This window comes from Endozoicomonas sp. ISHI1, assembly GCF_024606225.1.
Lineage (GTDB): Bacteria > Pseudomonadota > Gammaproteobacteria > Pseudomonadales > Endozoicomonadaceae > Endozoicomonas_A.
Map to the genome: position 1 here is coordinate 1 of NZ_JAGRPU010000056.1, position 14,106 is coordinate 14,106.

Sequence of the window (14,106 nt, forward strand, 5' to 3'; positions counted from 1 at the left end):
CAAGCATCTTTTTGTGTTTCCTGCTTCGGCTGCCGTACAGTCTTGCGCTGAATACAGTGATTATTTCCAATACATCATTGGCTAGTTCCTCCGGTTGGCCGGCCCCTTCAAACGAAGGCTGATCGCCTTTATGTACGATGACTATTTCTATTCCCTGCAATTCACATAGGAGCCTGACCGAGAATAGCTGCCCTACGCGGCAACTGCTCCTGCGTTGCTCTAGCTCCTGCATCCATGCAGTCGTGCGGCGACAGCAAATTGGTCAGGCTCCTAGGGAGAAAACCAATTCAGCGCCGAACCTTAACAGCCTGTCTTTATGTGATATAACCAGCCGTTTAATCTTACGTTTCATGATCAGCTCAAGTAGCTGATTAAGTCCTTTTTTCCGGTAGTTCATGCCAGAGCCAAGATCACGTATCACCTGAGTTCGCCAACCTTTTGCAGAGCAGTAAGCCTCCAGTAACTCTTGCTGCCTGTCTAAGTCTGGCTTTTGGTCGTGACTGGATACTCTGCAATAGCAAAGCGTAGTCGCAACTTCGTTACTGAGGCCCATCAATTCAGACACGTCGTAGTAACGAGTTCCGCCTTTGGTCTTTCTGGCAGGAAGCAGCTCACCTGTACTTTCCCATTTTCGTAGTGTTACTGGGTCTGTACCAAGTAAACGAGCTGCCTCACCTATCTTCACTAATCTCTTATCCATTCTTGAGATTATATTAGATAGTTTTAGATTATAATAGATTATTGCGAACTGTTTTTAACCCAAGAGGGCTTAACCTTCTGGCAGCCAATCACTATCGGTGATTTGTTCGAATGTCCAGGAGCATTGTTCCGGGAAACTGTTTTTATTCAAGCGGTTATTTTCTGAGCGAATGTGTCTGTTCAGCTCTTTGATGGCATCCCGTTTGGCATAGAAATACGCTTTTCGAACCGATTCCTCAAACTGATGACTCAAACCAGGATTTTCTTTTATGTGAAGCTCAATCTCCCTTCTCGGGTTATTGATGCTCGGCATCCAGGTATGGATGACTTTGTTTTCTACCCAAGGGTCTTTTAGAACCCGTTTCTGGTAGTCGTATTTAAGCAAATGCACTAGTAATATCACTAAATGGGATCGTAATTCTTTGACGGGATCACCCATGCGTATTTCCATCGCCTCCAACAAATTAGGGATGTCTAATTGATCAAATTGACCCTGAGCCAGCAGATCCCGTTGCTGGCCGAGCCATTGAGTGAAATCGGACTTGTACAGGTTTTCCATAAAATACCTCCATAGCCCTACCACTGTAGGCAAATAACAGAAGGGAATCAAAATGAAATACGAAAACAAATGTGCGCACTTTCAAACGGCCACTGATGGAATATCCCACACTTCGCCCCAAAAACAGCGATAATCCTCCGGATTCAGCCCTAATTTCCTGAGGTAATCAATGGTTTTAGCTTGAACTTCCTCTGCCGTATAATCTTTGCAGGATTGGATATTTTCAGGGACAGGCTGCAAAGGGATTTTATCCTTTCTGCACTGATGAATGTACTGAAATAATGCGTGTAAAAATTGGTTAATCAATTTGATTTCCTGTACCGTTTTTGGACAACGGAAAAAACGAAATTCCAGCGTTGATAATTTTTTGACTTTACTTGCTCCGGTAATATGTAATAAAGAAATAGCCATGTACTTTTCCATATAATCGTCACCCACTCCACCAAGCCCCCTTTGTATAGTCGTCATATGAACAAGTTGGTTATAAAAATGCACAAATTGATTAAGCCTGTCTTTTTTTTCCGAATCATTTTTGCTTTTATAGCTTGACTCTTCAGTACAACCTTCTTCTATTTTTTTATTATATCGATCAATGATCCAATTTAACCGCTTCACTGCAAATAGCTTTGTGTCTGGATTATAATCAGCAAATGTTTTATACCATTTGGCTTCATCGTTCTGCAGGATACGATCATTATTTCCAAATGCCCTCAGCAAAAAAGGGTTTCGCTGGATCTCAGACTCCAAAGCCAGAAGCACACTAGTATCACCCTGAGTGGCACTCAAGACATCGACGTGTTTATGCCCGGAGCTATAATCAATCAACCCGTCTTTGCGCATTGAATCAGTCACTTCAATGACCTTTTCAAAAGATAATTCCGCGAGTTGATCATCAGCATGATAAGGCGTGCAGATTATTTCAAACCACTTCCGAGTATCATAAAAAGGAAACAGGGTAAAGTTACTGTCAAATCCACAGCGTGAATCAAATTTTTTAGCGGTAACGTGGTTAGTTAACTCTTTTTCTGCGAATCGAGATGAAAAAATGCTAACAAGCTTCCCCTCTGAATCAGAAATTACATTTTTTACATCATATTCAAGCTCTTCTCCAAATTTAGGGTTTAATTTGTTTTCCGATTTTGCTTCATTCTCAGTGGATAAAGGGCAACCATCAAAAAGAGTGTCGACAATACCATCACAACGCCGAAAAAAAATAACATCCATAACATGTCGATTAAAAAACTCTCTCATATCAATTTTGTTGATACGCAAAGCAATGGTTAACAAATTACTCGGGTAAAATAATAAACTACCACTATCGATAATTTTTTGCCTGAATTTCACGGCAAAATTAAATATGATAACCAGCTCAGAAAAAAGGCCTCCTGAAGGAAGAAGGGTTTGAAAAAATGGAAATATATCCTTCAGCAATTTCTCGTAGGTGAATTCATTTTTATTCATTAAAAAAAATCTAACATTTGGGATTACATCATTTGGTACGTTCTCTCTTTTGTTGAGATAATCCACCAGAATGTCCCCCAGATTATAAAATAATCGACTCCTGTTTCTTTTAGGTTCCGCTGCCGCTCGTTCGGTAAAAATAGCATTCAGGAAAGACTGTATCTCTTCGACTCGTTTCTGGCTGATGATCTTACCCGCCACATATTTATCGGTGCTGCTTTCAACCGTAAAACACCGATCATGAACCAGACCTTCCCGGTATAAAATAAAATCGATAAAAATTTCTGTTAATTCGTCTCTTTGATCATCTTCATAACTCTCTCTTGCAATTTTTTCGTACCTCAGTGTGTGTATGAGTTTTTTAATGGTATTTCGAAAGCATTTTGCCACTTCATCAGCACTAAATATCTCGCTCGGCCTGCTTTTGACTTCATCTATGCCCTCACAACCGTCAGAATTAAAGCAGTGAGAAACTTTTCGATCAGGAATAGGCTGATTGACCATCTGATGACTGCAATCTGGTACAATACAACCAAATTCTCGCATCTGCTTTATCGGTGCAGAGGATTTATCTTCAACCAATCGCTTTCTTGAAAAACTTTTAACCACTCTCTGCTCTGAATCAAAACTTTCATCATTCTTCTCAGCAAGACTGTTTTTATGAGGTTCGTAAGCATCTGTTACAGTAGTGTTTATATTCATAAATCCCTCTATTGAACACATTTAATTCTCTTAAGCTATACATGCTTTAGACCATTAATTTCCAAAAAAGATCCAGAACAATAATTCATCTAGCAGCCTGTCGGACTTAAGCGTCCGTAGCGAGGATTGCAAGAAATTGAGGATAAAAATTTCTGCTTCTGAGGAGAATAGCGAGCTATTTGACGAAGAAGCAGGAATTTTTAGACCAATTTATTGCAACCGCAGTAGGACACCCTTAAGTCCGACGGGCTGCTAGCCCAGTGATGACCTGCTGTATTAGTCAGTTGATCGAGGTGGAGTGTTTTAACAGAGACGAGATCTTAAAGAGGTGGGTTAATCAACTCAGTGACAGAATCAAATCTGCCTATTTATTCTATAAACTGAAGTCTCATTCAAACGATCGTTGACGGAAGAGGCCTCACTTCGCCCCAAAAGCAGCGATAGTCCTCCGGGTTCAGCCCTAATGCCCTGAGGTAATCAATGGTTTTAAGCTTAACCTCCTCTGCCGTATAATCTTTGCTGGATTGAATATCTTCAGGAACGGGCTGTAAAGGAATTTTATCTTTTCTGCACCGATGAATATATTGAAACCACGCGTGTAAAAATTGGTTAATCAACTTAATTTCCTGTACCGTTTTCGGGCAACGGAAAAAACGAAATTCCAACGTTGAAAGCTCCTTTACTTTGCTTGCTCCAGTAATATGCAATAAAGACATTGCGATATACTTTTCCATATAATCATCACCAATGCCACTAAATAACCATTGTATGGTCGTCATATGAACAAGCTGGCTATAAAAGTGCGCAAATTGCTTAAGCTTGTCTTTTTTTTCCGAATCAGTATTACCTTTTTGGTTTAACGGTTCTGTATTACCTTCTTCTATTTTTCTATTATATCGGTCAATGAGAACATTTAACCGCTTTACGGCAAATGGTTTTATGTCTGAATTGTAATCAGCAAATGTTTTATACCACTCAGCTTCATCATACTGCACGATGCGAGCATTATTTCCAAACGCCCTCAGCAAAAAAGGGTTTCGTTGGATCTCAGACTCCATCGCCAACAGTACACTGGCATCACCCTGAGTGGCACTTAATACATCGACGTGTTTATGACCGGAGCTGTAACCAATCAGCCCATCCTTGCGCATTGAATCAATAACTTCAATCACCTTCTCAAAAGACAGTTCCGCAAGTTGATCATCAGAATGATAAGGCGTGCAGTTTATTTCAAACCAGCTTATTGTGTCGTAAAAAGGAACTACGGTAAAGTTACTATAAAATCCATAACGTGCACCAAATTTTCTAGCGGGAACCTGATGAGCTAACTCCTTTTTTCCGAGTCGATATAAAAAAATCTTAACAAGCTTTCCTCGTGGAACAGAAAATGAATTTCTTACATCATATTCGAGTTCCTCACCAAATTTAAGATTTAATCGATTTTTTGGTGTCGCCTCACTGCCAACCGGTAAAGAGAAGCCTTCAAACAGGGCATTAACAATACCATCACAACGCCCGGAGAAAATAATATCCATAACATCTCGATTAAAATGCTCTCTTATACCATTTCTGTTTCTGCGCAAAGCAATGGTTAACAAATTTTTGGTGGGATATGATGAGTCAGCACTGTCAATGATTTCCTTCCTGAATTTGACGGCAAAATTAAAAACAAGAACTAGCTCAGAAAAAAGGCCTCTTTCGGAAAGTAGAATTTGAAAAAATGGAAATATATCGTTCAGCAATTGTCCATAGGTGAATTCATATTTAAGGTATAGAAAATATTTAACTACTGGAGCAACATCATTCGGTACGTTCTCTTTTTTATTGAGATAATCAAGCAATATGTCCCCCAGACTATAAACTAATCTACAACTCTTTAGTTTCGATTCCGCTTCAGCCCGTTCGGTAAAAATCGCATGCAGGAAAGTCTCTATCTCTTCAACCCGCATCTGGCTGATGGTTTGACCAGCCACATATTTATCGGGACTGCCTTCAGCAGTAAAACACCGATCACGGACCAGGCCCTCCTGGAATAAAATAAAATCGACAAAAATTTCTGTAATTTCGTCTCTTTCATCATCTTTATAGTCTTCTCTTGCGATTTTGTGGTATCTCAGCGAATAAATAAGGTTTTCAACGATATTTTGAATACGTTCCGCCACTTCTCCAGCGGTGAACGTCTCCCTCATTCTGCCAATAGCTACCTCTTCGAACTCAGAGCCTTCAGTAGTAAACGAACGGGAAATTTTTCGCTCGGTAATAGACTGATTGAGCATCTGATGACTGAAACCTGGCGCAATAAAACCAGGCGCTGATATTTGCTTTGCCAGTGTAGAGTATTTATCTTCAACCCGTCGTTTTTTTGAAAAACTTTTAACTTTTGCCTGCCCTGAATCATGACTTCCATCGACATTTTTTTCAGCAAGACTGCTCTTATGAAGTCCGTAAGCATCTGTACCGGTAGTGTTTATATTCATAAATCCCTCTATTGAATATATTTAATTATTTTGATCTCAAACCTGCTTCACGGAATATCCCGTACTTCGCCCCAAAAACAGCGATAATCCTCCGGATTCAGTCCTAATTTTCTGAGGTAATCAATGGTATTAGCTTGAACTTCCTCTGCCGTATACTCTTTGCAGGATCGGATATTTTCAGGGACAGGCTGCAAAGGGGTCATATCCTTTCTGCACTGATGAAGGTATTGAAACAAGACTTGCAAAAATTGGTTAATCAACTTGATTTCCTGTACCGTTTTCGGACAACGGAAAAAACGAAATTCCAGCGTTGATAATTTGTCGACATCCTCTGCTCCGGTAATGTGCAGTAAAGATATAGCCATAAATTTTCCGATCATATCGGCACTAATATTACCTAACCAATTTTGTAGAGTCGTTATATGAACAAGCTGGCTATAAAAATTTGAAAACTGTTCAAGCCTCTCTTTTTTTTCCGAATCAGTGTTCCCTTTATGGCTTGGCTTTTGAGTATCATTTTCTTCTATTTTTTTATTGTATAGGTCAATGATCTTATTTAACCGCTTTAAGGCAAATGGTTTTATGTCTGGATCGTAATCAGCAAATGTTTTATACCATTTAGCTTCATCCTCCTGCAGGATACGATCATTATTTCCAAACGCCCTCAGCAAAAAAGGGTTTCGCTGGATCTCAGACTCCATCGCCAGAAGCACGCCGGTATCCCCCTGGGTAGCACTCAAGGCATCGACGTGTTTATGCCCGGAACTATAATCAATCAACCCTTCGTTGCGCATTGAATCAATCACTTCAATCACTTTCTCAAAAGATAATTCTGCGAGTTGATCATCAGAATGGTAGGGCGTGCAGATTATTTCAAACCATTGAGGTAAGTCGTAAAAAGGTAATACAGTAAAGCTATTATCAAAACCATAGCGTGTAGCAGACATGAGGTTAGGGCAATAACTCATTCCTTTTTGTTTGAGTCGAGATGCAAAACAATTAACAATCATACGCTGTTCGTCAGAAAGTCGGTTGTTTATATCATATTCAAGCTCTTCACCGAATTTAAGATTTAATCTGCTTGCCGGTTTCACTCCATTGTCAGTCCCAAAAACACAGTTATCAAACATAGCATTGACTATACCATCGCAGCGTCTGGAAAAAATAACCTCCAGAACATGTTGATTAAAATGCTCTCTTATATCATTATCATTGAGGCGTAGACCAATGATTATAATATTGTTGGTTTGACACGGTTCACAAGCACTATCAATGATTTCCTGTCTGAATTTTATAACAAAATCAAAGATAACAACCAGCTCAGAAAAAAAGCCACTTCCACCAAGAAGGGTTTGAAAAAATGGAAATATAGCTTTCAACAATTTCTCGTACGTAAATTCAGTGCGGCCAAATTGATTTGTAAACACAGACTTTGAGATAACATCATCCGGTACGTTTTCTTTTTTGTTAAGATAATCAACCAGCATGCCTGTCAGACTGTAACGTTTTTCAGACTTATTAAATTTTGACTCCTTTTCTGCCTGTTTGGTAAAAATAGCCTTCAGAAAAGATTGTATCTCTTCAACCCGTTCATGACTGATGGTTTTACCCGCCACATATTTATCGGGACTAATTTCAAAAGTAATACAACGATCACGAACCAGACCTTCCTGACATAAAATAAAATCGATAAAAATCCCTGTAATTTCCTCTCTTTGATCATCATCGTCGTAAGGTTCTCTTGTGATTTTTTCGTATCTGAGTGAATGAATGAGATTTCCAATAGTATTTCGAATATGCACAGCCACTTCCTCAGCGGTAAACGTCTCGCAGATGCTGGCTACATTTATGGACTCACGACGGTCCGTAGTAACCCAATGGGTAACTTTTCGCTCGGGAATAGTCTGATTGACCATATGATGACTGAAACCTGGCACAATAAAACCAGGCTCTGGCATTTGATTTGCCAGTGCAGAGGATTTATCTTCAACCCATCGCATTCCTGAAAAACGTTTGACGACTCCCTGCTCTGAATCAAAACTTCCATCGATATTTTTTTCAACAAGACTGCTTTTATGAAGTCCATAAGCATCTGTTCCGGTAGTGTTTATATTCATAACTCCCTCTTTTGAACACATTTAACTCTCTAAAGCTATACATGCTTTAGACCATTAATTTCAAAAATAATTCCAGAACGATAGTTTGTCTTGCTCATTGCTGACCCGTTCATCGAGATGGAATGGTTCAGCAGGGACACAATACCTGAAGAGGGAGTGGACCAATCACCTCCAGAGCAACATCAAATATGATTTTATACCGGAATCTGCATTCAAATGGCTGCTGACGGAATATCCCTTACTTCGCCCCAAAAACAGCGATAATCCTCCGGATTCAGTCCTAATTTCCTGAGGTAATCAACGGTTTTAGCTTGAACTTCCTCTGCCGTATACTCTTTGCAGGATTGGATATTTTCAGGGACAGGCTGCAAAGGGGTCATATCCTTTCTGCATTGATGAATGTATTGAAACCAGGCGTGTAAAAATTGGTTAATCAACTCAATTTCCTGTACCGTTTTCGGACAACGGAAAAAACGAAATTCCAGCGTTGATAATTTGTTGACTCTGTTTGCTCCGGTAATATGCAATAAAGACATGGCCATATATTTTTCCATTATATCAACATCAATATAACCAAGACCCCTTTGTATAGTCGTCATATGAACAAGCTGGCTATAAAAATGTGCAAATTGCTCAAGTCTTTCTTTTTTTTCCGAATCAGTACTCCCTTTATGGCTTGGCTTTACAGCATGATTTTCTTCTATTTTTTTATTGTATCGGTCAATGATGCTATTTAAGCGCTTTACGGCAAATGGTTTTGTGTCTGGATTATAATCAGCAAATGTTTTGTACCAACTAGCCTCATTGTCCTCCAGGATACGATCATTATTTCCAAACGCCCTGAGCAAAAATGGGTTACGCTGGATCTCAGATTCTATCGCCAGAAGCACACCAGTATCACCCTGGGTGGCACTCAAGACATCGAGATGTTTATGCCCTGAGCTATAATCAACCAATCCTTTCTCGCGCATCCAATCAGTGACTTCAATCACCTTCTCAAAAGATAATTTCGCGCATTCATCATCAGGATGGTAAGGTGTGCAGTTTATTTCAAACCAACTCGACGAGTCATAAAAAGAAACTACGGTAAAGCGGTCATCAAAACCATAGCGTGCACCACGTTCATCAGTGATAGCGCGATGACTCATCCCTTTTTCTTGTATTTTGCATGAGAAAATATCATTAAGCCGACCCCCTGAAATAATTCTACGAAGTCGACCTCGTGTGTCGGCAAATTTATTTTTTACATCATATTCAAGCTCTTCGCCCAACTTAAGTTTTAGTCTGTTTGCCGGTTTCGCTTTATTCTCAGTCTCATAAGAAGAATCATCAAACATGGCATTGACAATACCATCACAGCGCCCGGAAAAAATAACATCCATAACATGTCGATTAAAATACTCTCTCATATTACTTCTGTTCACGCGCAGACTAACGGTTAACTTATTGGTTTTACACTGTGGAATAGCACTATTAACCAGTTCCTGCCTGAATGTTAAGAAAAAATTAAAGACGACAGCCAACTCAGAAAAAAAGCCTCTTCCAGCAAGAAGGGTTTTAAAAAATGGATATATCTCCTTCTGCAATGTCTCAAACGTAGATTTATTCCAATGAGCAGATGAAGACTTAAACTTTTGGGTAACATCATCTGATACATTTTCCTTTTTGTTAAGATAATCAACCAGCATGCCCTCCAAACTATAACTTATTGTAGGCCTATAAACTTTTGATTCCTTTGCGGCTTGTTCGGTAAAAATAGCCTTCACGAAAGACTGTATCTCTTCAACCCGTTCCTGGCTCATGGTTTTACCCGCCACATATTTATCGGGGCTGCTTTCAACACTAAAACAACGATCATGAACCAGACCTTCCTGACATAAAATAAAATCGATAAAAATCCCTGTTATTTCCTCTCTTTGATCATCACCGTCGTAAGGTACTCTTGTGATTTTTTCGTATCTCAGTGAGTGTATAAGGTTTTCAATAGTATTTCGAAAATACTCAGCCGCCTTCTCAGCGGTCAACGTCTCGCTGATTCCGGCTACATTTACGGCCTCACAACGATCCGTGGTAAGCCAATGGGTAGCTTTTCGCTCGGTAATAGTCTGATTGACCATCTGATGACTGAAACCTTGCACAATAAAACCAGGCTCTGGCATTTGATTTGCCAGTGCAGAGGATTTATCTTCAACCCATCGCATTCCTGAAAAACGCTTGATGACTCCCTGCTCTGAATCAAAGCTTCCATCGCTCTTTTCAGCAAGACTGCTTTGATGAAATCCGTAAGTCTCTGTTTTGGTCGTATTTAAATTCATAAATCCCTCTGTTGAACACATTTAATTCCCTTAAGCCATACGTGTTTAGACTATTAATTTCCAAAAAAATTCCAGAACGATAGTTTATCTTGCTCATTGCTGACGTGTTAATTGGGATGGAATGGTTCAGCAGGGACAGAATACCTGAAAGGGGTTTGTCTACAACAATACGCTACGTTTTCGCACTGATGCCTACTACAAAGATGGGCAATCCGTCCCACACTCTGAGGCAGAAAAACGGCTGGTTTCGCTTAAGAAAGAGTTTCCATTTCTGGCTGATGTTTCCAGCGTAATCCTGCAACAGACTCTCAGGGATCAACAAGAAGCTTTCAAAAACTTTTGGGCTGGCAGAGCCAAATATCCAAAGTTCAAAAAGAGACATTCAAGACAAAGTATCCGGCTAACAAAGGCTGCATTCAGCTTGAAGAGTGGCCAGCTATTCATTGCCAAGAGCAAGGAGCCACTGAGTATCCGCTGGAGCAGAGAACTGTCTTCTGAGCCTTCCAGTATCACCATCAGCAAAGATCGTGCAGGCCGGTACTTTGTGTCCATGCTGTGCGAGTTTGAAGCTAAACGGGGGCGCCCTAGCCCAATGCCTATTAGCAATAAGACAGTAGGCATTGATTTAGGTTTGCATGATCTGTTCATCACTTCAGACGGTGAAAAATCCGGTAATCCAAGGCATACCAAACGTTACGAGCGAAAGCTCGCCTACCTCCAGCGTCAGTTGTCAAAAAAGCAGAAAGGCAGCAGCAACAGAGCCAAAGCAAAGCTCAAGGTTGCCCGCCTTCATGCCAAGATCGCCGATTGCCGGATGGATGCCACTCACAAGGCATCCCGCAAACTCATTAACGAGAACCAAGTGGTTTGTGTAGAATCTCTGAAAGTGAAGGGCATGATCAAAAATCCAAAGCTGGCCAAGCACATAGCCGATGCAAACTGGGGAGAATTTGTCCGACAGTTGCAGTACAAGGCGGAGTGGGCAGAAAGACAAGTTGTTGAGATCGACCGATTCTTTCCAAGCTCCAAGCGTTGCTCCGGTTGCGGGTTTGTTCATGAAAGTCTGCCGTTGTCTATTCGTGAATGGGAGTGCCCAGAGTGTAAAGCCCATCACGACAGGGACATAAATGCAGCATTGAATATCAAAACCGCCGGGCTGGCGGGGTTAGTCGGGGGCGCCTAGCCTGTGGAGCGACTGGAACGGGGATGGCTGCGTAAGCAACCATCTAGGGAAGGCGTGTTGAAACAGGAAGCCTGTTAGGTGACTAACGGAAATCTCGCTCCTTCAGGGGCGAGAGGATGTCAACAGATGAACTAAGGCACAGAGCAATTTTGATATTTTATCCCGATCCTTGGAGTGAGTTTCCTCAAGGTTAAAACCTCTACTTTTCATAGCTTGAAACATGGTTTCTATTTGCCATCTCTGGAGATAATTTTCAATGGCGCACCAGGGATCAGCATTGCAAATAACCACCATTGGATCGCTCCCTTTTTTGGAGGCAGCCAGATAGACCATTTGCCGCCATACTTTTCGTGGTTGCCTGATGGCCATGGTTTCACCGATTGTCAGTGAAAATATTCTGGTTACCGGCAATAACCGGTTCTGGTGTTTATTGGGCACCCATGTATTGTTGGGAACCCTGATGCAAAAGGGCCAGTTGCCATTCACCAGAAATTTCAACCATCGCCTACCTTTAGACTCCCTGTCCATTAGCAAACGCTGTATTGCTTGCTCAGGAAATATCTTTTGAAAACGTTGTAACAGCTCAATGCGCTCGGTCGTATTCGAGCAGCCTTTCTTGGACAGGAGTGTCCATAAAATCGGGATAGCCATGCCCTTGTAGTTGATTGCCAGAAACAGGATGTTGATTTTGAACATTCCAAACAGCCAGTTGGTGCGATCCATGCTGAGTTGCCATTTGCCTTCAGGTGCAAACAAGCTTGCGATCATCCTGGCTGTGATACTTTCCTCAAAAACGACTTCGAGAAAGAATCCCTGAATAAGGCGGTAACAGGAGGCTGTCTGTGAATTACCGGGAAAGGTGGTGGCAAGGTGTGTGAAGTTTACCGTCTGCTTTTCCAGCAAGCCAAGCACAAGATAGGCAAGAACACTCAGTCGACACTTGTTGCAGTTCAGATAGGTTCTAAACTGCTCAATGAGTAAGTCAGCGGGTTCCATAATCGTGCGGTATTTTTAGCGAAAAATCTCAAGATAGTGGATCTCGTTGGCTTACTCCTGATTTTTGTCGTGTACAGTGTCAAAGACCGTAAGGGCATTGCCCTGAACGGAACATTCATCAAGGCAGTAGACCTTCCATCTTACAAAGTTGAGATTGAAAACGCTGGCTTAAACTACGACCAAGTCATTGAGGAAAACACATAATGGCAATTGTGCAAAAGCCGGACAATCGTACGAAGGTACCGCGTACTGGTCGTGTACCGGTAGAGACGAAAGACCCTGCCAAGTACAAAGAAAAGGAGAATCGTGCAACCCGATTCAATCCGTACGATGACCCAAACGACCCAACAAAAGCTCCCGAATAGGGGGCTTTTTTCATTGAAGGACTTAGTATGCTGACACTAGACGACATCAAAGACATCGTTTCCAAAGTGACATACAAAGACGGCTGGACTATTCAAGTATATGAAGGGCACGGTCGTTCCTATATTCAAGTCTCCGTAGATGCCTCTGTAGGCGTCTGTAGCGTGAGTAAACAAAATACGGCATGGAAGAGCGGAAAACACTATTTAAGCCCATACATGTGCAAACAAGAGATTGTAGGCGTATGTTTCGCTGCTATTAAAGCATCAGAAGAACATGAAATGCGTGAGTGGTTCCGCTATAAAGGAGCCAGCATCTTCAATCCTCACCTCGACCCAGACCAACTAGTTGAGTTGGCTAAGAAGAAATCCGCCTTTGTTACCCGACCCGACAGGACTTCCATGACTCTGGAGGAACCAGATGAATCAACAGAAACGCATCGAGACTCTGGAAGAGGGATTGCAACTAATTGGATTGTTAACCCCCGAGGCTAGAGACAAGATTGTACAAGCCTTTGTTGCGTTAGAGGTTGAAAACGTAAAATTACGATGTGACCTCAACATCCGGTACGTTCGCTTTTTTGTTGAGATAATCAATCAGCATATCCCCGAGACTATAACATAATTCATGGTACATTAATTTCGATGCCTCTTCTGCCCGCTCAGTAAAAATCGCCTTCAGTAGATGTTGTGACTCTTCAAACCAGACCTTCCTGACATAAAATAAAATCAATAAAAATACCTGTTACTTCGTCTCTTTGATCAACCTTATACTCCTCTATTGCAATTTTTTTGTATCTAAACGAATGTATAAGGTTTTCAATGATACTTCGAAAATGTCCAGCCACTTCCTTAACAGTAAACATCTCGCTCACTCTGCCCCCTGCCTCATGTACGACCTCACAAATATCCATAGCAACCCAGTTGGAAACTTTTCGCTCAGGAATAGCTTGGTTAGTTGCCTGATGACTGCAACCAGGCATATCCGAACCAAGCTCTCTTTCCCGTTTTACCAGTACAGAGGATCTATCTTCAACCGATCGTTTTTTTGAAAAACTTTTAACTACTCTCGGCTCTGAGTCAAAATTTCATCATTCTTTTCAACAAAACTGTTTTTATGAAGCCCGTAAGCATCTGTTCCGGTAGTGTTTATATTCATAAATCCCCCTATTGAACACATTTAATCCCCTTAAGCCATACGTGTTTAGACTATTAATTTCCAAAATAATTCCAGA

General features: G+C 41.1%; 10 protein-coding genes and 2 pseudogenes. 2 read left to right on the top strand and 10 right to left on the bottom strand.

From position 1 onward, the window contains the following. The 7 genes and pseudogenes from KBW69_RS21475 to KBW69_RS21505 form a co-directional block, all read right to left on the bottom strand. Positions 1-169, bottom strand: a pseudogene (locus KBW69_RS21475) (IS607 family transposase); the annotation flags it as partial. A gap of 93 nt (positions 170-262) precedes the next feature. Next, a complete protein-coding gene (locus KBW69_RS21480; RefSeq protein ID WP_257282227.1) occupies positions 263-700 on the bottom strand; it encodes an IS607 family transposase in 438 nt (145 codons plus the stop codon). A 69-nt stretch (positions 701-769) separates the two neighbouring features. After that, entirely contained in the window at positions 770-1,258 is a 489-nt protein-coding gene (locus KBW69_RS21485) for a DUF29 domain-containing protein (RefSeq protein WP_257282228.1), read from the bottom strand. A gap of 81 nt (positions 1,259-1,339) precedes the next feature. Then, on the bottom strand, positions 1,340-3,421 hold the full coding sequence (locus KBW69_RS21490; protein WP_257282229.1) for a hypothetical protein: 2,082 nt from the start codon (positions 3,419-3,421) through the stop codon (positions 1,340-1,342). Between the two features lie 392 nt (positions 3,422-3,813). Further along, the gene (locus KBW69_RS21495) at positions 3,814-5,898 is read right to left on the bottom strand and encodes a hypothetical protein (protein WP_257282231.1); all 2,085 of its coding nucleotides are present in this window, start codon (positions 5,896-5,898) and stop codon (positions 3,814-3,816) included. A 47-nt stretch (positions 5,899-5,945) separates the two neighbouring features. Continuing rightward, the gene (locus KBW69_RS21500) at positions 5,946-8,015 is read right to left on the bottom strand and encodes a hypothetical protein (RefSeq protein ID WP_257282232.1); all 2,070 of its coding nucleotides are present in this window, start codon (positions 8,013-8,015) and stop codon (positions 5,946-5,948) included. A gap of 212 nt (positions 8,016-8,227) precedes the next feature. Further along, entirely contained in the window at positions 8,228-10,330 is a 2,103-nt protein-coding gene (locus KBW69_RS21505; RefSeq protein ID WP_257282233.1) for a hypothetical protein, read from the bottom strand. Between the two features lie 166 nt (positions 10,331-10,496). Between KBW69_RS21505 and KBW69_RS21510 the strand changes: the two are divergent. Continuing rightward, positions 10,497-11,513 (top strand): annotated as a pseudogene (locus KBW69_RS21510) (RNA-guided endonuclease InsQ/TnpB family protein); the annotation flags it as partial. Between the two features lie 102 nt (positions 11,514-11,615). On the opposite strand, the gene KBW69_RS21515 reads toward KBW69_RS21510, so the two are convergent. Next, positions 11,616-12,509 (bottom strand): IS4 family transposase, encoded by an 894-nt coding sequence (locus tag KBW69_RS21515; protein ID WP_257282234.1) that lies wholly within the window; start codon positions 12,507-12,509, stop codon positions 11,616-11,618. 392 nt (positions 12,510-12,901) lie between these two features. On the opposite strand from KBW69_RS21515, the gene KBW69_RS21520 reads away from it, so the two are divergent. Continuing rightward, positions 12,902-13,366, top strand: a complete 465-nt coding sequence (locus KBW69_RS21520; protein ID WP_257255152.1) for a hypothetical protein — start codon at positions 12,902-12,904, stop codon at positions 13,364-13,366. Between the two features lie 49 nt (positions 13,367-13,415). Here the strand turns inward: KBW69_RS21520 and KBW69_RS21525 are convergent, their stop codons facing one another. Together KBW69_RS21525 and KBW69_RS21530 are read right to left on the bottom strand one after the other, a co-directional pair. Further along, the gene (locus KBW69_RS21525) at positions 13,416-13,604 is read right to left on the bottom strand and encodes a hypothetical protein (protein ID WP_257255153.1); all 189 of its coding nucleotides are present in this window, start codon (positions 13,602-13,604) and stop codon (positions 13,416-13,418) included. Beyond that, on the bottom strand, positions 13,570-13,854 hold the full coding sequence (locus KBW69_RS21530) for a hypothetical protein (protein WP_257276089.1): 285 nt from the start codon (positions 13,852-13,854) through the stop codon (positions 13,570-13,572). The genes KBW69_RS21525 and KBW69_RS21530 overlap by 35 nt, the downstream gene beginning before the upstream one ends. Positions 13,855-14,106: the final 252 nt, after the last annotated feature.

Coding starts and splice junctions, on each gene's coding strand:
- KBW69_RS21480 (WP_257282227.1), bottom strand. CDS start 700: ATGGATAAGAGATTAGTGAAGATAGGTGAGGCAGCTCGTTTACTTGGT.
- KBW69_RS21485 (WP_257282228.1), bottom strand. CDS start 1,258: ATGGAAAACCTGTACAAGTCCGATTTCACTCAATGGCTCGGCCAGCAA.
- KBW69_RS21490 (WP_257282229.1), bottom strand. CDS start 3,421: ATGAATATAAACACTACTGTAACAGATGCTTACGAACCTCATAAAAAC.
- KBW69_RS21495 (WP_257282231.1), bottom strand. CDS start 5,898: ATGAATATAAACACTACCGGTACAGATGCTTACGGACTTCATAAGAGC.
- KBW69_RS21500 (WP_257282232.1), bottom strand. CDS start 8,015: ATGAATATAAACACTACCGGAACAGATGCTTATGGACTTCATAAAAGC.
- KBW69_RS21505 (WP_257282233.1), bottom strand. CDS start 10,330: ATGAATTTAAATACGACCAAAACAGAGACTTACGGATTTCATCAAAGC.
- KBW69_RS21515 (WP_257282234.1), bottom strand. CDS start 12,509: ATGGAACCCGCTGACTTACTCATTGAGCAGTTTAGAACCTATCTGAAC.
- KBW69_RS21520 (WP_257255152.1), top strand. CDS start 12,902: ATGCTGACACTAGACGACATCAAAGACATCGTTTCCAAAGTGACATAC.
- KBW69_RS21530 (WP_257276089.1), bottom strand. CDS start 13,854: ATGCCTGGTTGCAGTCATCAGGCAACTAACCAAGCTATTCCTGAGCGA.